Below are 18251 nucleotides of genomic sequence, written 5' to 3'. Positions count from 1 at the left end.
CCTAATCTCAGCCCAGGACATCGTTGGACCCATGGCCGTCAACCCCGTCATCTGGTTCGAGCTCTACGTCAACGACATGGCCCGGGCCCGGGCCTTCTACGAGAGCGTTTTCGAGCTGACGCTGGAGCCCCTGCCCGATGCGGGCATGGAGTATTTCGCCTTCCCGATGCAGAACGATCAGGTGGGGGCCGGGGGCGCCCTGGCGAAAATGGAGGGCATGGCCCCGGGGGGTGGCGGCACCCTGATCTATTTCCACTGCGACGATTGCGCCGTGGAAGAAGGCCGGGTGGCCGGCGCCGGTGGCACGGTGCTCAAGCCGAAAATGTCGATCGGCGCCTACGGCTTCATGAGCCTGGTGCTCGACACCGAAGGCAACACGATCGGGCTCCACTCCCAGGCATGACGCCATCGGTCCATGCCGCCAGCTTCCGCTGGTGGCATGGCGCCGCAATCCTTGTGGCCGCCAATGCCGTCAGCTTCTGGCCAGCGGGGGTGCTGGGCGACGCCGCCTTCTACACCAGCTTCCGCCTGCCCCCCTACGCCCCGCCGGACTGGCTGTTCGCCCCCCTCTGGCTGGTGCTGAACATCACTTCCCTGGTGGCTCTGGCGCGGGTGGCCAACCTGGATGTGCCAGACGGCGCCGGCAGGCGCCGGGGCATGGTGCTGGTCTCGGAAGGGGTGGGGTGGCTGCTGTTCGCCGTGTTCACCACCCTGTTCTTCTGGCTGCACAGCCCTGTGCTGGCAGCGGTGGATACGGTGGCGGGGCTGGGGGTTGCCGCCGTGAGCGTGGTGGCGGCGGCCAAGCTGGATCGGCCCGCCGCCGGACTGATCGGCCTGCGGCTGCTGTGGCTGCTGCTGGCCAGTGCCGTGGCGGTGAGCGTGGCCCTGCACAACGTCGACCCGTTCCTTTCAGCCGCCCCGTCGCCAGGTATGAAACCGTTCCAGTAGGGCCAGGGTGCGCTGGGGGGCATGGGCCTTCTTCCAGGCCCCGGCGGCGTACTTGTTGGCTTCGGCGAGGGTGGGATAGGCGTGGATCGCGCCCATCACCTTGCCCAGGCCCAGGTTCCACTTCATCGCAAGGACGAATTCAGCCAGCAGCTCCCCGGCCTGCTCCGCCACGATCGTGACCCCCAGGATCCTGTCCTTGCCCGGCACGGTGAGCACCTTGACGAAGCCGATCTCGGCCGATTCGACGATGGCCCGATCCAGCTCGGCCAGCTCGAAGCGGGTGACCTCGAAGGCCACCCCCTGCTCCACCGCCTCCGACTCGCACAGCCCCACCCGGGCCACCTCCGGATCGGTGAAGGTGGTGCGCGGAATGACGCGGCCATCGACGGCGAAGCGCACCGGATCAAACAACCCGTTCACGGCCGCGTACCAGGCCTGATGGGCCGCCGTGTGGGTGAACTGCCAAGGGCCGGCCGCGTCTCCGGCGGCGTAGATGTTGGGGTAAAGCGTCTGCAGGTGGGGGCTGGTGATGATGGTGCGACCGGTGGGGATGCCCAGGGCCTCGAGGCCGTGGCCCTCCAGCCGGGCCTGGCGGCCCACGGCGCAGAGCAGCTCGTCGGCCTCGAAGCGGAGGGCGGCGCCGTCCACCGCGGCCAGCACCCGCACGCCCCCGGTTGGCCCAGGCTCAACGCGCTCCAGCCGGCAACCGGTATGAACACGCACGCCGTCGCGCTCCAGCGCCTCGCGCACCAGCACCCCCACCTCAGGATCTTCCCGGGGCAGAAGCCGGGCGTTGCGTTGCAGCAGGGTCACCGGTAGGCCCAGCTGGGCCAGGGCCTGGGCCAGCTCGCAGCCGATCGGGCCGCCGCCCAGCACCACCAGGCTGGGCCCAGGGGATGGGTGCTCCGCCAGGGCGTCCCAGAGGGTCTCACTGGTGAGCACCCGCACCGTGTCGATGCCGGGCAGCGCAGGGATCACCGGGGCGGCACCGGTGGCCAGCACGATGGCGCGGGCTGACAGCACGGTCTCGGTGCCATCGGCGGCGGTGATCGCCACCTCCCACGGGCTGATCAGGCGGGCCTGGCCGAGCCGCACATCCACCCCCAGGGCGGAGTAGCGCTCGACGCTGTCGTGGGGGGCGATGGCCGCCACCTTCTGCCGCACCCGCTCCAGCACCTGGCGCAGATCCACCTGGGGCTCGAGGGAGCTGAGGCCATAGCGGTCGGCATGGCGCAGGCGCGCGGCGAGGCGGGCGGAGCTGATCAGGGCCTTGCTGGGCACGCAGCCGGTGTTGAGGCAGTCGCCGCCCATGCGGGCCCGCTCGATCAGGGTCACCTTGGCCCGCACCGTCGCGGCGATGTAGGCGGTGACGAGGCCAGCCGCCCCGGCACCAATGACGATCAGGTTGCGATCGAAGTGGCGGGGGCGGCTCCAGGGGCGGTAAAGCCGCCAGAGCCGCCAGCGGCCCAGCAGCAGCTTCACGATCCAGGGCAGCAGGCCCAGCAGGGCGAAGGAACCGACCAGGGCCGGCGAGAGCAAGCCCGTCAGGCTGGTGAGCTGGGCCAGCTGGGTGCCAGCGTTCACGTAGACGAAGGTGGCCGGCAGCATGCCTAGCTGGGACACGACGGCAAACGAACGCAGGGGCATGGGGGTGAGGCCCATCAGCAGGTTCACCAGGAAAAACGGCACCACCGGCACCAGCCGCAGACTGAGCAGATAGGCGGCCCCGTCACGGCGGACGCCCGCCTCGATCGGCCCCAGGCGGTGGCCGAAGCGGCGCCGCACCGGCTCCCGCAGCAGGGTGCGGGCCAGCAGGCAGGCCGCGGTGGCGCCGAGGGTGGATCCCAGCGACACCAGCACCGTGCCCTGCAGCAGGCCGAAGACGGCGCCGCCCGCCAGCGTGAGCGCGGTGGCGCCGGGCAGGGAGAGACCCGTCACCAGCACGTACACCAGCAGGTAGCCGGCGGCGGTGGCCAGCGGGGCCGCCTGGCGCCAGGCCACGAGCTGGGCACGGGAGGCCTGCAGGGCGGCGAGATCCAGTTGGCGATACCACCCCTGGCTGAAGAACAGGATCACCCCAGCCAGCACAAGGGCAATCGCCAGCAGGCGCCCAAAGGGTGCGCCGGGGGGAACCTCCTGGGCTGGGGAGCTCACGGCTGCCTCCCCTCGGGCTGGAGCGGTGGTGGGCGCTGGACCACCGGAGCCGAAGCGGCGAGGATTTCAGCCCGGTCCCCGGTCAGGGGCGGGACGATGCGCTCGCCATTGATCAGCCGTTTGGTGCGTTTGGCCGTCTCCCCGGTGGCGACGACCTGGCGGTACCAGCCCTCGGTGTAAAGGGCCCCCCAGGGACCCAGATCCAGGATGGTCGTGTACCAGTCGATCCGCAGCGGCAACAGCGGCAGACCCAGAAGATCGCAGACGGCGTTGTGCCCGGCGAACCGGCCCATGGGCCGGCCGTGCTGACAGGACATGACCGTGCTGTGGCCGTCCTCCAGGGCCAGGCGGGCACTGTCACCGGCGGCGAACACACCGCTCAGCCCCTCGACCCGCAGAGCGGCGTCAACCGGCAGCCGGCCGAGGGCATCGGTGGGCACGCCACAGCCGGCCGCCAGCGGACTGGCCCGCATGCCGGCACACCAGAGCACCGTCTCCGTTGCGATGACTTCGCCGGAATCGAAGCGGATCGACGACCCATCGAGGCCGTCCACCCGGACCCCGAGCCGCAGCTCCACGCCCAGGGCGGCCAGGGCCTCTTCGATCACGGGCCGGGCCGAGTCCCCCATGTCGGAGCCCACCTGGGGGTTGTGGTCCACCAGCACGACGCGCACCGGCCCGGCCAGAGCGGCGCGCTCCTGCACGGCCCGCAGCCGTGCCGGCAGCTCGCAGGCGGCCTCGATTCCGGTCAGGCCGGCCCCCACCACCACGGCCGTGAAGCGGCCCGGACCCTCGGGACGTTCCGCCAGGGCCTCCAGGTGCTGCGCGAGCCGGGAGGCGCCGGCATAGGTGTCCACATCGAAGCCGTGCTCGGCCAGGCCGGGGACCGGAGGCCGCAGCAGCTGGCTGCCCAGGGCAAAGACCAGCCGGTCGTAGGCAAGGTCCTGGGGGCCCGCCTCGCTCAGCACGCTGACGGTGTGGGCGGCCGTGTCCAGGTGGCCCACCTCCCCCACCAGCCAGTGCACATCGGCAGGAGCCAGCACCGCCTCCAGCGGAATCCTCAGCGACGAGAGGTCGGCCTCGTAGTTGCGCACGCGAAGGCCATGGAAGGCATCACGGTTGACGAGCAGCACCTCGATGGTGTCAGGGCCGATCCCCATCAAGTCAAGCTGCCGAGCGGCCGCAAGGGCACTCCAGAGTCCGGCAAAGCCAGCGCCCAGCACCAGGATTCGCTGGGCTCCGATCATCTGTCTCCGGCCAGGGGAGGGGGCATCACCGGGTATGGATATGTCCCGAATCAGGCTATCGAGGCCACCGCCCTCAGCCCCCGGCCGCCACCAGCCCCGAGTGCCGGATCAGGGCCTCCGGGCTGGGGGCCCGGCCCCGGAAAGATTCGAACACCTCGCCGGGGTGGCGGCTGCCACCGAGGCTGAGCACCGTCTCGCGGAAGCGGCGGCCGGTGGCCTGGATCGCCGCCTCGTTCTCCAGGCCCACCTCCTCAAAGGCGCTGAAGGCATCGGCGCTGAGCACCTCGGCCCACTTGTAGGAGTAGTAGCCGGCGGAGTACCCACCGGCAAAGATGTGGCCGAAGGAGCAGAGGAAGGCGTCCTCCTCGATCGGCTCCAGCACGGTGGTGGTGGTGGCGATCTCCCGGCGCAGCTGCTCCGGCGTCCTGCCGCACTCCGGCGTCCATTGGCTGTGCAGCCGCAGGTCGGTGAGGGCGAAGTGCACCTGTCGCAGCGTGGCGGCACCGCCCATGAAGGTGCGGGCGGCCTGGAGCTTGGCGAACTCCACCTCCGGCAGCGGTTCGCCGCTCTGCCAGTGGCGGGCCATGCCCATCAAGGTGGCGTGGTCGTAGCACCAGTTCTCCATGAACTGGCTGGGCAGCTCGACGGCATCCCACTCCACGTTGTTGATGCCGGCCGCCTGGGGGCGCTCGACGGTGGTGAGCATGTGCTGGAGCCCGTGGCCGAATTCGTGGAACAGGGTCTCCACCTCCTCGAAGGTCATCAGGCTGGGGGTCTCACCCACCGGCGGGCTCTGGTTGCAGATCAGGTAGGCCACCGGCAGCACGGGTTGCCCCGCGGCATCCAGCGAGCGCACAAGGCACTCGTCCATCCAGGCGCCGCCGCGCTTGCTGCCCGGCCGGCTGTAGGGATCCAGATAGAAGGCCGCCAGCGGCTCGCCACTGCCGGCGTCATCGACGCGGAAGAAACGCACATCCGGATGCCAGACGGGCGCCTCGCCATCGGCGGGGTGGATGTGGATGCCGAACAGGCGATCGCAGAGGCCGAACAGCCCATCGAGCACCCGGGGCAGGGGGAACCAGGGCCGCAGGGCCTCGCTGTCGAGATCGAAGGCCTCCTGGCGTCGCACCTCGGCCCAGAAGCTGACGTCCCAGGGTTTGAGATCCGCCGCTTCAGCCGCCCCCTCCCGGGCCGCGCAGGCGCGCAACGCTTCCAGTTCCAGCAGGGCCACCGGGTAGGCCGCGGTGCGCAGGTCCTCCAGCAGGGCCTCCACCTCCGCCACTGAGCCGGCCATCTTGGACGCCAGGCTCACCTCGGCCCAGGAGCCATGGCCGAGCTGCTGGGCCTGCTGCCGACGCAGGGTGAGAATCCGCTCGATCGCCGGCCAGTTGCCATCGGATTCGCCCGAGGCGCGACTCACATGGGCCTTGTAGGCGATTTCACGCAGGTCGCGGCGGCGGCTGTACTTCAGGAAAGGGCCAAAGCGGGGCATGTCGAGCCCCAGCAACCAGGGCCCCGCAGCGGCCGTGGCCTGGCCATCGCCAGCGTCGCGGGCGGCCTGGGCCAGCTGCTCCCTGAGGCTTTCGGGCAGTCCCTCCACCTCGTCCGGGTCGGTGAGCTTCAGGGTCCAGCCGTTGGTGGCATCCAGCACCCGGTTGCCGAAGGCCGTAGCCAGCTCCGCCAGCTCCTGGCTGGCGGCGTTGAAGGCCTCCTGGGCGGCGCCCTCCAGGCCCACGCCTCGCAGCTCCATGTCCCGCAGTTCCGCCGTGAGGATCCGCTCCTGGGTGGCATCCAGCCCCCCCTGGCTCTGCAGGGTCCGCAGGGCCTCGAACAGCACCCGGCTCTGGCCGGCACGGTTGCCGAAGGCCACGACCGCCGCCTGTTGGCTGGCGTGGGCCTCCCGCAGTTCGGGGCTGTTGCAGACGCCGTTGAGGTGGCTCACCACCCCCCAGCTCCAGCGCAGCCGTTCGCCCAGGCGGTGCAGGGGATCCATCACTTCAGCCCAGCTCAGGGGCCGCGCCGCGGCGGCGGCCGCCGCCAGGTCGGTCTCCACCCGGTCCAGCTCCGCCTGCAGGCCGCTCAGCAGTTCAGGGATGTGGGCCCTCACCTGGTCGGGGGTGATGGCCTCGAAGCGGGGCAGACCCTCTCCGGCCAGCAGGGCAGGGGGACTCTGGAGGGTGCTGGTCATCGCCGGGTGGCCGCTTCGATGGAAGACCCCATTTCAGCCCACCCCGGTGCCGGATGGCGGGTCAGCCGAGGGCGGCCAACCGTCCCATGGCCACGGCCCCATGGCTGGCCAGTTCGGACGCCAGGCCGTTGGTGCTGGCCTCGTACAGGTTGATGGCCACCCGCGGCCAGAAGCCGATCACCAGGGTGGGCACCAGCAGGGTGAGTCCGATGACAAGCTCGCGGGGCTTCATGTCGCCCACCACCGCCAGCGCCGGGATGCGTGGACCGAAGAAGACCCGCCGGCACAGGGAAAGCAGATAGACGGGGGTGAGCACCAGGCCGATGGCGGCCAGGAAGATGGCGATGACACGGAAGCCAATCGTGAAGCCCTCGTAGGAAGTGACACCGAGGAAGACGGTGATCTCACTGATGAAGCCGCTCATTCCCGGCAGGGCCAGGGAGGCCAGGGAGCTGGCCAGGAAGAAGGCGAAGGTGATCGGCAGCACCTTGGCCAGGCCACCCATGTTGGGAATCGAGAGGGTTTCGGTGCGCTCGTAAAAGACGCCGGTGACGAAGAACATCGCCGCGGCGATCAGGCCATGGCTGATCATCTGCAGCATGGCGCCGCTCATGCCGAGGGCATCGATGGCGCCGATGCCCAGCAGCACGAAGCCCATGTGACTCACCGAACTGCAGGCGATGCGGCGCTTGACGTTGTCCTGGGCAAAGGCGTTCAGCGCCCCATAGACGATGTTGATGATGCCGAGCACGATCAGGGCCGGGGCCAGGCGCAGATGCACCTCGGGAAGCATCTGCACGTTGAAGCGCAGCAGGGCATAGCCCCCCATCTTCAGCAGCACGCCCGCCAACAACATCGACACCGGCGCGTTGGCCTCGCCGTGGGCATCGGGCAACCAGGTGTGCAGAGGGAACATCGGCAACTTCACACCGAAACCCACCAGGAAGCCCAGATAACAGAGCAGGCCGAAGGTGCCCCCGGGGGAGCGGGCCGCCAGTTCGCTGAGGTTGAGGGTGAAACTATCGCCGGAGAGGGCCAGGGCCAGGCCGCTGATCAGGATCAGCAGGGAGGCGGTGGCGGTGTAGAGAATGAACTTGGTCGCGGCGTACTGGCGCTGCTTGCCGCCCCAGATGGCGATCAGCAGGTAGACAGGCACCAGTTCCAGCTCCCAGGCCAGGAAGAACAGCAGGAAATCCTGGGAGAGGAACACCAGGCTCTGGGCGGTGGCCTGGACCAGGAGCAGCCCGAAATAGAGGCGCGTCTTGAGGCGGATGTTCCAGCTGGCCGCCACCGACAACAGGGTGACAAGCCCACTGAGCACCACCAGCGGGGCCGAGAGACCATCGGCCGCCAGGGACCACTCCAGGCCGAGGGCCGGCACCCAGGACACCCGCTCCACCAGCTGCAGTTCCGACAGGCCGCCATCGAAATGGCGGGCGAACACCCACAGGATCAGGGCGAAATCCACCCCGAGCACCCCCAGGGCAAACGTGCGTGGCAGGCGGGGATCGCTGCCATCACCGGGCAGCAGCGGCATCACCAGCGCCGCGGTGGCTGGCAGCAGCACGATCAGGCTGAGCCAGGGAAAAGCACCACCCTCAGGCAGGACGGAAGGTAACGAAGAGGACGCGAGCGAAAGAGGCAGGCTGGCGTCCATCACTGAGGGGTGCTCCAGGCAGGAAGTATGGCGGTCGAGGCGGCCTCCAGGGAGGTTGCCCCGAAGCGGCAGAGCCTATCAGCTGAGTAGATCTACTCAGCGGGGCTGTTCTAGTCGCCCGCGATGGCCTGTGGGCGGCTCCCCTCGGCCAGGGGAGCCCAGCTGCTGCCGCCATCCTGGACTCCAAGCACGGCGCTGTGGCTGCTCACCCCCTCCCCCTGCCAGGCGCGGGTCATGGCCTCCCCCACCGCCTCGGCGCAGCCGGCGGGGGCCAGGGCCAGCAGGCTGGGTCCGGCGCCGCTGATCACACAGCCCCAGGCGCCGGCCTCCAGGGCCGCTTCACGCACGGCACGGCCCCCCTGGATCAGCCCCCAGCGGTAGGGCTCGTGGATGCGGTCGTGCATGCCATCGGCGATCAGGTCGCCGTTGCCGGTGCGCAGCCCCTGCAGCAGCAGGGTGAGGGCCCCCAGATTCATCACCGCATCGCTGATCGGGATGCTGCGGGGCATGGCGCGGCGTGCCTCGCTGGTGCTCAACCGGATCGTGGGAATCGCCACCACCGCCTTCACCAGTGGGTTCCACTCGCAGCGCACCACCCGCCAGCGATGGGAGGCGGCCCGCGCCGTCAGGCACAGGCCCCCCAGCAGAGAAGGAACGACATTGTCGGGATGGCCTTCGATGTCGATGGCCAGCTCCAGCAGTTTTTCCCGGCTGAGCGGCTCCCCCACCAGCGCGTTGGCGCCGATCAGGCCCGCCACGATGGCGGTCGCGCTGCTGCCCAGACCCCGGGCGGGTGGCACGGCCAGCTGCACCCGCGCCTCCAGGGCCACGGCCTCCAGGCCCACCTCCCGCCAGACCCGCTGGGCCGAGCGGTAGACGAGGTTGTCGGGTCCGCCACGCAGGTGGGCCCCCTCCGGGCCCTCGATGATCAGCTCGAAGCGCTCACCGCCCCCCTCGATCACGCGCAGTTCGAAGCGGTTGCCGAGCGCCAGGGCAGCGCCGAGGCAGTCGAATCCCGGGCCGATGTTGGCTGTGGTGGCCGGAACCTCCACCACCACCCCCTGGCCGATCTGGGGCCGGACCATACGTGACCTGTCGTTGGGCTCAGTGTTGCAGCCGACGCTTTGCTGTGCTGGCCTCAGCCCAGCAGCATCCGGGCCCGGCAGGCGGCGCTGAAGCTGCCCACCCCCGGATCCAGCACGGCGGTGATCGGCATGGGCTCCAGGGTGGAGCGCAGCCGGCCCTTGTTCAGGAAGGGCTCCAGGAAGGAGGGCGTGCGCAGGCTGTCGAGCAGCTTGGCGGCCGTGCCCCCCGCCAGCCAGAGCCCACCCCGACTCAGGGAGGCCAGGGCCAGATCACCGCAGACGCTGCCATACGCACCCAGCCACAGGTCCAGGGCGTCGGCCGCCAGTCGGTCGCCGGCGGCGGCGGCCATGGCCACCTCGGCGGGCAGGTCGGCGCGTGCGGGCCCATCGCCGGCGTCGCGCCAGAGCCGGGCCCTGGCGCTGAGGGGATGGTCGCCGTCGGGGTGGCGGCAGCCGAGCAACCAGCGGGCCACATGGCCCAGGCCCGTACCGCTGACCACCCGCTCGATCGAGACCCGTTCGAGGTCCAGATCGTCTTTAAGCCACTGCTTCAGCTCCCACTCCGGCTGGCACCGGGGGGCGAATTCCCCATGGGCCGCTTCGCTGGGGATGGCCCGCAGACCAGCGCCGGTGGGCAGGCCCATGGCCACCCCCAGCCCAGTGCCGGCCCCCAGCACCAGCAGTGGCGCCTGCGGGTCGCGGCGACCCTCCCGCACGGGCGCCACCTGGGCGGCCTCGAGATGGGGAAGGCCGTAGATGAGCACGGCGAAGTCGTTGACCAGCTCCAGATTCGCCAGACCGCAGCTGCGGGCCAGGCCGTCCGTGTCGAGGCGCCAGGGGAGGTTGGTGAGCTGGGCCTGCCCCCCTTCCACCGGTCCGGCCACGGCGAAACAGGCGGCGGCGGGAGGCGTTCCGCCAGCCACTCCGGCGGTGGCCAGGAAGTGGCGCACCATCGGAGCCAGGTCGTCCCAGGCCGCCGAGACGAAGCGCTCCTCCACCAGCCGTTCGAGCCCGTCGCTGCCAGAGCGCCAGAGGCTCAGCAGGGTCTTGGTGCCACCGATGTCGCCCGCCAGCAGGAGGGTCATGCCAGGGCCAGGGTGGCCAGCCGGCCGGCATTGGCTGCCGAGGCGGCGGACACCAGAGCATCCGCCTCGACGCTGCCCAGATCCCCCTGGCGGCGACTGCGCAGGCTGACGCTGCGGGTCTCGGCCTCCCGGGCACCGATCACCCCCAGCACGGGGATCTTCATCTGCTCGCCGTTGCGGATCAGCTTGCCCAGCCGATCGCCGCTGTGGTCGATGCCGGCGCGGATGCCGGCGGCCGCCAGCTGGCCCTTGAGCTCTTCGGCCCAGGGGAGGGCCTCATCGGTGACGGGCAGCAGCCGCACCTGCTCGGGGGCGAGCCAGAAGGGGAAATCGCCGGCGTAGTTCTCCACCATCACGCCGAAGAAGCGCTCCAGGGAGCCGAAGATGGCGCGGTGGATCATGATCGGCCGGCAGCGGCTGCCGTCGGCCGCCACGTAGTGGAGATCGAAGCGCTCCGGCAAGTTGAAGTCGAGCTGGATGGTGGAGCATTGCCACATCCGGCCGATGGCGTCCTCGATCTTGAGGTCGATCTTGGGGCCATAGAAGGCCCCGCCCCCTTCGTCCACCTTGTAGGCCCAGCCCTTGCGCTCCAGGGCCTCCACCAGGCCGGCGGTGGCCAGTTCCCAGACGGCGTCCTCGCCGATCGACTTCTCCGGTCGGGTGGAGAGGTGGATCTCGTAGCTGCGGAAGTCGAAGGTGGAGAGGATGCGCTCGGTGAGGTTCAGCACCCGCAGAATCTCATCGGAGATCTGCTCCGGCAGACAGAACACGTGGGCATCGTCCTGGGTGAAGCCGCGCACCCGCATCAGTCCATGCATCACCCCGGGCCGTTCGTAGCGGTACACCGTGCCGAGCTCGGCCCAGCGGATCGGCAGCTCCCGGTAGGAACGCAACCGGCTGGCGTAGGTGAGGACATGGAAGGGGCAGTTCATCGGCTTGAGCTGGTACTGCCGCTCGTCCACCGCCATCGGGCCGAACATGCTCTCGCTGTAGAAGTCGAGGTGGCCCGAAGTCTTCCAGAGGCTGAGGTCGGCCACGTGGGGGGTGTACAGCAGCTCGTAGCCGTCCTCGAAGTGGGCCGCACGCCAGAAGTCCTCGATCAGCAGGCGCATGCGGGCGCCGCGGGGGTGCCAGAACACCAGGCCAGCGCCCGCCTCCTCTTCGATCGAGAAGAGATCCAGGTCGGTGCCGAGGCGCCGGTGGTCGCGGCGCAGGGCTTCTTCCTTGCGCCGCTTGTACTCCGCCAGTTGCTCCGGGGTCTCCCAGGCGGTGCCATAGATGCGCTGCAGCTGGGCGCGTTTCTCGTCGCCGCGCCAGTAGGCCCCGGCCACGCTCTCGAGGGCGAAGGCCTTGGGATGGAGCTCGCCGGTGTTGGCCACGTGGGGACCGGCGCAGAGGTCCCACCACTGGTCCCCCAGGGTGTAGAGGGTGATCGGCTCGGTCAGTCCGGCCAGGATCTCCAGTTTGTAAGGCTCGTTCTGGCCCCGGATGCGGCGCTCCGCCTCCTCCCTGCTCACCTCGATCCGCTCCAGAGGCAGCTTGCGGGCGATGATCTTGCCCATCTCCTTCTGGATCGCCTTCAGGTCGGCCTCGGTGAAGGGATCCGGATTGTCGAAGTCGTAATAGAAGCCGCTCTCTGTCCAGGGACCGATGGTGACCTGGGCTCGGGGGAACAGCTTCTGCACCGCCATCGCCAGCACATGGCTCATCGAGTGGCGGATCCGCAGCAACTGGGGGCTTTCGCTGGTTTTCGGCAGCGCGATGGCGGCGCTGGAGGCCGGTGGCACCGGTGAAGGGGGCGCGGACGTCATAAAGGGCACCTGTTGAAGGCATGGTATCGAGGCCCACCGGTGGGCCCCTCCCCCCACGCCGCCACCGGGGACCTTTGACGCCCAGCAGCGGCCCTAAGTTGGGGGAGCTGAGCACCGTGATGGCTGCCCAACCCACGCCAGGACCCGTCCAGAGCCCGGAACAGCGGCCAGCCCCCAGCCGCCCCGCGGGGTTGGCACTGAACCGCGCCGCCGAACGGCGCAGTGTCGCCCTCAGCTACCTGCTGTGGTGCACCTGCCTGGTGGGGCTGTGCGGCCTGCCGCGCTTCTACAACCGCAAACCCCTCAGCGGCACCCTCTGGCTGCTCACCTTCGGGCTCTGCGGCATCGGCCAGCTGCTGGATCTGGTGTTGGTGCCGGACATGGTGCGTCAGGCCAACCAGTCCCTGCTGCTGGAGGAAGCCCTGGCCGGGAGCGACACGGCGGCCTATCCACCGATCGAACGGCAGTTGCTGCAACTGGCCCGACGGGCCGGCAAGGCCGGCTTCACCCTCAACGATGCGCTGCTGGAACTCCACCTGCCCCCCCAGGCCAACAGCAGCGTGGTCAGTGCCGAGATCGAGAAGCTGTTGATCAGCGACCTGCTCGATGTGGGCAATGACGAACGGGGACGGGTGGTCTACCGGGAACCCTGAGCCCGCTCAGGCGCTGGCGAGCCGGCGCAGCCGCTCCAGTTCCCGCTGGTAGAAGCGCTGCAGCTCGCTGCGGTCCTTCACCGGCTGGCCGTAGTGACTGACACCATCAAGCGTCGGCAGGGAGGCCCACTCCGGCGCCAGCCGCGCCAGCACCTCAGCCGTCAGGCCATGGCGATCGAAGCGCTGCAGCGCCCCCCGCTCGTGCACCAGGTGCAGCGCTGCCTGATCCTGGCTGGCGGGACGGAAATCCCGGAGCTGGAGCTCCGAGGCGGCCTGGTCCCAGGTGGTGGGGAGGAACTGATAGGCCCCGGCGGCGGCGCTGGCGTAACGGCGCCGCACGACGATGTCCGGATGGCGGCTGAGATCGTTGAAGCGATCACCGCCGTAGAGCACCTGGTAACCCTCCTGGCTGCCACCGATCCAGGTGCCTTCGGCGAAGCGGATCGTGTTGAGCAGGGCCCGCCGTTCGGGGGTGATGCCGTAAGGGGCTGCGGACTGCACCACGTGCGGCGTCGCCGCCGGGGGCACCGGCGCGGACGGCCGCTGCACGATCGGCAGCAGCAGCAGCAGCACCAGGGCGAGCGGGCCGTGCTGGTGGGGCTTCGGCGGTGACTGGAAAGGGCGACGCAAGGGCAAGCGGTCGTCAGGGGACCCTGACCTTGCCCAGGCCCAGCCCCCGAAAGCGAGACCCCTGCGCCCGTACTGGACAGAACGGGGCCCAACGTGCATGGGCCGCCCTGGCGGGAGACCATCTCTCAGCAAAACTTCAGTTAGGAGCGGGCGATCGCCGACCCCTTGCTGGCCGCCGCCCGCGCCAACCCGGCACCACCCATGACGCCCTACAACCTCGCTAAACGATCAGCTGTGGTGATCAATACACAACGAATGATTCGCGCTTTGCGACAGCGTCTTGCCATCGGAACGTCGCAACGCTTCAATTCTTTGCCAGAAATCCCAGGGCGCCGCGCACCCGCTGCAGTGTGGCTCCGGCCACGGCCGCAGCCCGCTCCCGTCCGTCCCGCAGAACGGCCTCCAGGCTGGCCGGATCGCTGCGCAACTCGGCGTAGCGCTGCTGCACGGGCCGCAGGGCTTCCACCGTGGCCTCCGCCAGCAGGGGCTTGAAGCCACCCCAGCCCATGGCGGCGCACTCCGCTGCCGCGCGCTCGCGGCCGACGCCGGACAACAGGGCGTAGAGCCCCAGCAGGTTGTCGGCCTCCGGCCGCTCCGGGTTGCCGAACTCCAGGCCCATGACCGGATCGGTCTTGGCCCGCTTGATCTTGCGGGTGATCAGCTCAGGAGGGTCCAGCAGGGTGATGCGGGAACCCTCATTGGGATCGCTCTTGCTCATCTTGGCGCTGCCGTCGGTGAGGCTCATCACCCGTGCGCCTTCCTTCAGGATCAGGGGCTCGGGCACCTTGAGAATCGGGTGCTCCGGGTCGGGGGCGTAGCGGGCGTTGATGCGCTGCTGGGCGATGTCGCGGGCCAGTTCGAGGTGCTGCTTCTGGTCTTCCCCCACCGGCACGCGATCGGCGTCATAGAGAAGGATGTCGGCGGCCATCAGCACCGGGTAATCCAGCAGCCCGACGGAGACGTTGTCGCCCTGCTTGAGCGCCTTCTCCTTGAACTGGATCATCCGCTCCAGCCAGTTGAGCGGCGTCACACAGTTGAGCAGCCAGCACAGCTCGCTGTGGGCGCTCACCTGGCTCTGGACAAACACCGTGGCCCGCTGCGGGTCGATGCCACAGGCCAGGTAGAGGGCGGCGGTGGTGAGGGTGTCCTCGGCCAGGCGCTTCGGATCGTGGGGCACCGTGATCGCGTGCAGGTCGACCACGCAGAAGAAGGTCTCGTGGCTGTCCTGCAGATCCACCCAGTTGCGGATCGCCCCGAGCCAGTTGCCCAGGTGCAGGGCGCCGGTGGGCTGGACGCCGGAGAGCACCCGGGGCCGCGCCGGCGCGGTGCTGGTCTGGTTCACGCGTCCGGGGTGGCGTCGACCTCAGCTTCGGCAGGCTCAGCGACGGCGTCCGGAGCCACCTCGTCGGCCTCAGCAGTCGCTTCAGCCGCCTGCTCCTCCGCAGGGGCTTCGGGCTCACTCACCTCGACGGGGAGCGGGGGCTTGCTGGGCCGGGCGAAGGGATCGATGCGGACGGCTCCCTGGCCGCCACGGCCGCCGGAGCGGGGTTGGCCGTCGCCGCCGATGACGCGGCGTGGCTCACCACCACCGCGGGAGACGGGGGCGCGGGAGCCCGCCTGGGCCTTGTACTCGGCGACCAGGGCCTCGAGCTGACCCTTCTCCAGCTGGTCGGCCAGGGTGCGAAGGGCAAATCCCAGCACCGCCACGGTGGAGCGCAGGCCGAAGGCGTCCTGGAGGGCGCGGGCCGCCTGCAGCTCGTTATCGCTGAGGCGGATGCGGAAGCCGCCCGGCTCCCGGTTCGGCCCGGAACGGCCGCCGCGCTCGGGGGAGTCCCCCCGGCCGGAGCCCACGGGTTGAGGGGTGTTGGTGTCGTCGCCCATGGCCGCAGCCTGCAATCAGGGGCAAGTGTCGCGCATCGACGGCCGACCGCCGGCCGTCCCAGGGCCCAGCCACAGCAGCCGATGCCTGCCCAGCCGTGCTGGGCCCTCCCGCCGGGCCAGCACCAGCAGCGGCACGGGCCGTGGGCTCTCCAGGGCGAAGCGCTGTCGGTACTGCTGGAGAAGCTCAAGGTAGGTCTCCAGGGTCCAGCCCTGGGTCCCCCGTTCCTGGGCGGTCCAGTAGTTGCGCAGGGCGTCCCGGCAGGCGTCGGCTCCAAAGTCCTCCCAGCAGACCCGTTCGGCCTCCCACGCCGAAAGGCCGGCCGCCACCAGCTCCCGGTAACGGCACAACTCGGGGGCCTCCTGGCTGCAATCCGGGGGCAGCCGCTGGGCGAGATGCTCCACCGAGACCCGGCTCAGGCGCAGCCAGCAGCGCTCCAGCAACAGCACCGGCAGGCCGCCATGCCAATGGTCTGAGCGGCGCAGTTCCTCGTGGGCGCGGCGCAGTTGCTGCAGATGGTCTTCCAGCAGGAAGAGGCCATCCACCGTCGCGGCCAGGCCGGCACGGGCATCGGAAGACGGCACGGTGGGGACCCGGACGACACCACAAATCATGCTGCGTCCCGCCGGGGTCTGCAGGGGCGTCGGCTGAAGGGAGCTGGTCGGGGGTGTGAGCCCCAGCACTTCTGAGCTAGAGAGGCATCGCCGCCGGCAGCCCCCCGTGACGCCCCAGGATCCCCTGCGCCCAGCCGCACTGTCCTCGCTGCTGTCCTCAGCGCTGTCCGCCGGCTGGGGCCGGCAGGCCCTGCTGCTGGGCGGGGGCGTGCTGGGGGGCGAATTGATCCTGCGGGCGCTGCCCGGAGAAAGCTGGGGCCTGATGGGACTGGCGGGGCTCGCCGCCGGCTGGTGGTGGCTGGGGCGGCGGCCCTCCCGGCTGGCGGGGCCCACGTTGCCGAGCAGTTTCGAGGCCTGGTTGCGGCGTTGCGACGCCTTGCTGCTCCAGTTCGAGCAGCTGGAAGGGGAACCCGGCGCGGGCCAGGCGCGACGCCGACAGGCCCTCGCCGCCCTGCGCGAGGAGGGGGCCCGGAGCGGTCTGCATCTGGCCCTGGTGGGCTCCATGGCACCGGACCCCGCCTGGGCGCCCCAGCTGCAGCGGGCCCTGCGCGGCCGGCTGGCCCTCTGCCTGCGCTGGGGCGAAGCCCTGCCGGCGGTGAGCCCGGAGCGCCGCTGGCCGGACGGCCTGGCCGCCGCCGACGTGGTGCTGTTTCACCTGAAAACTCCCCTGCGGGCGGCCGATCTGCGTTGGCTGGAGGCGGTACCGGCGGGACAGCCGATCTGGCTGCTGGTGCAACCGGACGCTCCCTGCGACCTCCAGGGCCTGACGGCCGAACTGGTGTCCCAATGGCCGGCCGCCGTGCCGGAGCGGCTGCTGCCCTGGGATGGCAACCCCGAAAGCCTGATCGACAGCCTGCAGCCGCTGGGCCATTGGCTGAACAGCGAAGCCACGGCCCTGCGTCGGGGCACCCCGCTGCGGCGCAGCGAAGAGCTGCACCGCCACTGGCAGGCGGAGTTGGAGCGCCTGCGGCGGCAACAACTCGTTCAGCTGCAGCAGCGCACCCAGTGGCTGGTGGCGGCGGGGGTGTTCGCCGCCCCCCTGCCCTCGCTGGATCTGGTGGTGCTGGCAGCGGCCAACGGCCTGATGCTGCAGGAGATGGCCCGTCTCTGGGACTGCCCCTGGAGCGTGGAGCAGCTCAAGGCCGCCGCCGTCGAGCTGGCCAAGGCCTCGCTGCTGCTGGGGGTGGTGGAGTGGAGCAGCCAGGCCCTGGCGGCGGCGGTGCGTCTCCACGGCGCCACCTGGCTGGTGGGCGGGGCGCTTCAGGCCCTGAGCGCGGCCTACCTCACCCGGGTGGTGAGCCATGCCATGGCCGATGTGCTGGCCCTCTCGGCTGGCGTGGAGGCGCCTGACCTGGAGCGCATCAAGCGGGAGGCGCCCCTGCTGGTGGCGCGGGCGGCCGAGGCCGAAAAGCTCGACTGGCCGGGGTTCCTGCAGCAGGGACGCGACTGGCTCGGCCAGCAGCTGGCGTCGCCGGCGAGCGGCTCCCTGCCAGCCAGCCCATAAAGAATGTTCATGAAGTCTCTTCATGACTTTTCATTGAGCCGCAGGCCGATTGCCTGAAGGATCATTGCGGGATCGCCGCATCCAGAAAGGCGTTACTTAATGTGAATCGACCTCCCTCGTGGAGGTATTCCTGAACTCTTCCACCCGTCTTACTTCCATGACCACTGCCCTCCGCAGCGGCCGCTCCGGAAGCTGGGAAAGCTTCTGCAGCTGGGTCACCTCCACCAACAACCGCATTTATGTCGGTTGGTTCGGTGTGCTGATGATCCCCTGCCTGCTGGCCGCCACCATCTGTTTCATCGTCGCCTTCATCGCGGCGCCCTCCGTCGACATCGACGGCATCCGTGAGCCCGTCGCCGGCTCCCTGATCCAGGGCAACAACATCATCTCCGGTGCCGTTGTTCCTTCGAGCAACGCCATCGGCCTGCACCTCTACCCCATCTGGGAAGCCGCCAGCCTCGATGAGTGGCTGTACAACGGTGGCCCCTATCAGCTGGTGGTCTTCCACTTCCTGATCGGCATCTCGGCCTACATGGGCCGCCAGTGGGAGCTCTCCTACCGCCTGGGCATGCGCCCCTGGATCTGCGTCGCTTACTCAGCGCCACTTTCGGCCGCTTTCGCGGTGTTCCTGATCTACCCCTTCGGCCAGGGCTCCTTCTCCGACGGCATGCCCCTCGGCATCAGCGGCACCTTCAACTTCATGCTGGTGTTCCAGGCTGAGCACAACATCCTGATGCACCCCTTCCACATGCTGGGTGTGGCCGGTGTGTTCGGTGGCTCCCTGTTCTCCGCCATG

Annotated in this window: 16 protein-coding genes; 5 read left to right on the top strand and 11 right to left on the bottom strand. The window is 69.8% G+C overall.

Going from position 1 to position 18251, the window contains the following annotated elements:
• The first annotated feature begins 31 nt into the window (after positions 1-31).
• Entirely contained in the window at positions 32-403 is a 372-nt protein-coding gene (locus KUG43_RS09315) for a VOC family protein (RefSeq protein WP_216908384.1), read from the top strand.
• Positions 400-948: a tryptophan-rich sensory protein gene (locus KUG43_RS09310; RefSeq protein WP_216908382.1), complete on the top strand. Its 549-nt coding sequence runs from the start codon at positions 400-402 to the stop codon at positions 946-948. Before KUG43_RS09315 ends, KUG43_RS09310 begins: the two co-directional genes overlap by 4 nt.
• Here the strand turns inward: KUG43_RS09310 and KUG43_RS09305 are convergent.
• The 7 genes from KUG43_RS09305 to thrS all read right to left on the bottom strand — a co-directional run bounded on the left by KUG43_RS09305 (position 910) and on the right by thrS (position 12175).
• A complete protein-coding gene (locus KUG43_RS09305) occupies positions 910-3102 on the bottom strand; it encodes a dihydrolipoyl dehydrogenase family protein (RefSeq protein WP_216908380.1) in 2193 nt (730 codons plus the stop codon). The two genes, KUG43_RS09310 and KUG43_RS09305, sit on opposite strands and share 39 nt — an antisense overlap.
• Positions 3099-4349 carry an NAD(P)/FAD-dependent oxidoreductase gene (locus KUG43_RS09300; protein WP_286194594.1) on the bottom strand — a complete coding sequence of 417 codons (1251 nt, stop codon included), beginning with the start codon at positions 4347-4349 and terminating at the stop codon, positions 3099-3101. Before KUG43_RS09300 ends, KUG43_RS09305 begins: the two co-directional genes overlap by 4 nt.
• A gap of 73 nt (positions 4350-4422) precedes the next feature.
• Positions 4423-6537 (bottom strand): M3 family metallopeptidase, encoded by a 2115-nt coding sequence (locus KUG43_RS09295; RefSeq protein ID WP_216908378.1) that lies wholly within the window; start codon positions 6535-6537, stop codon positions 4423-4425.
• A 61-nt stretch (positions 6538-6598) separates the two neighbouring features.
• On the bottom strand, positions 6599-8194 hold the full coding sequence (locus KUG43_RS09290; RefSeq protein ID WP_216908376.1) for an NAD(P)H-quinone oxidoreductase subunit 4: 1596 nt from the start codon (positions 8192-8194) through the stop codon (positions 6599-6601).
• 110 nt (positions 8195-8304) lie between these two features.
• Positions 8305-9279, bottom strand: coding sequence for a homoserine kinase (gene thrB / locus KUG43_RS09285; RefSeq protein ID WP_216908374.1), 975 nt, complete (start codon positions 9277-9279; stop codon positions 8305-8307).
• Positions 9280-9332: 53 nt separating this feature from the next.
• Positions 9333-10364 carry a glucokinase gene (glk, locus tag KUG43_RS09280; protein WP_216908372.1) on the bottom strand — a complete coding sequence of 344 codons (1032 nt, stop codon included), beginning with the start codon at positions 10362-10364 and terminating at the stop codon, positions 9333-9335.
• Positions 10361-12175 carry a threonine--tRNA ligase gene (gene thrS / locus KUG43_RS09275; protein WP_216908370.1) on the bottom strand — a complete coding sequence of 605 codons (1815 nt, stop codon included), beginning with the start codon at positions 12173-12175 and terminating at the stop codon, positions 10361-10363. The genes glk and thrS overlap by 4 nt, the downstream gene beginning before the upstream one ends.
• Before the next feature lie 119 nt (positions 12176-12294).
• Between thrS and KUG43_RS09270 the strand changes: the two genes are divergently transcribed.
• A complete protein-coding gene (locus KUG43_RS09270) occupies positions 12295-12828 on the top strand; it encodes a TM2 domain-containing protein (RefSeq protein WP_286194593.1) in 534 nt (177 codons plus the stop codon).
• 6 nt (positions 12829-12834) lie between these two features.
• On the opposite strand, the gene KUG43_RS09265 is transcribed toward KUG43_RS09270, so the two are convergent.
• From KUG43_RS09265 to KUG43_RS09250, 4 genes are all read right to left on the bottom strand, one after another.
• Entirely contained in the window at positions 12835-13380 is a 546-nt protein-coding gene (locus KUG43_RS09265; protein ID WP_502988605.1) for a glycoside hydrolase family 24 protein, read from the bottom strand.
• A gap of 382 nt (positions 13381-13762) precedes the next feature.
• Positions 13763-14800, bottom strand: a complete 1038-nt coding sequence (gene trpS / locus KUG43_RS09260) for a tryptophan--tRNA ligase (protein ID WP_216908366.1) — start codon at positions 14798-14800, stop codon at positions 13763-13765.
• Positions 14797-15339: a DUF8668 family protein gene (locus tag KUG43_RS09255; RefSeq protein WP_216908364.1), complete on the bottom strand. Its 543-nt coding sequence runs from the start codon at positions 15337-15339 to the stop codon at positions 14797-14799. The genes trpS and KUG43_RS09255 overlap by 4 nt, the downstream gene beginning before the upstream one ends.
• A 15-nt stretch (positions 15340-15354) precedes the next feature.
• On the bottom strand, positions 15355-15921 hold the full coding sequence (locus KUG43_RS09250) for a hypothetical protein (protein WP_353617987.1): 567 nt from the start codon (positions 15919-15921) through the stop codon (positions 15355-15357).
• Positions 15922-16057: 136 nt separating this feature from the next.
• Between KUG43_RS09250 and KUG43_RS09245 the strand changes: the two genes are divergently transcribed.
• Together KUG43_RS09245 and KUG43_RS09240 are read left to right on the top strand one after the other, a co-directional pair.
• Positions 16058-17455, top strand: a complete 1398-nt coding sequence (locus KUG43_RS09245; RefSeq protein WP_353617986.1) for a YcjF family protein — start codon at positions 16058-16060, stop codon at positions 17453-17455.
• 157 nt (positions 17456-17612) lie between these two features.
• Positions 17613-18251: photosynthetic reaction center family protein (locus tag KUG43_RS09240; RefSeq protein ID WP_502988598.1), on the top strand; the 639-nt coding region annotated here is incomplete at its 3' end.

Source organism: Synechococcus sp. CCY 0621 (genome assembly GCF_019038465.1).
In the GTDB taxonomy this organism is placed as follows: Bacteria; Cyanobacteriota; Cyanobacteriia; order PCC-6307; family Cyanobiaceae; genus Cyanobium.
The sequence above is the reverse complement of the archived record's forward strand: the minus strand, read 5'-3'. Positions and strand labels throughout refer to the sequence as shown.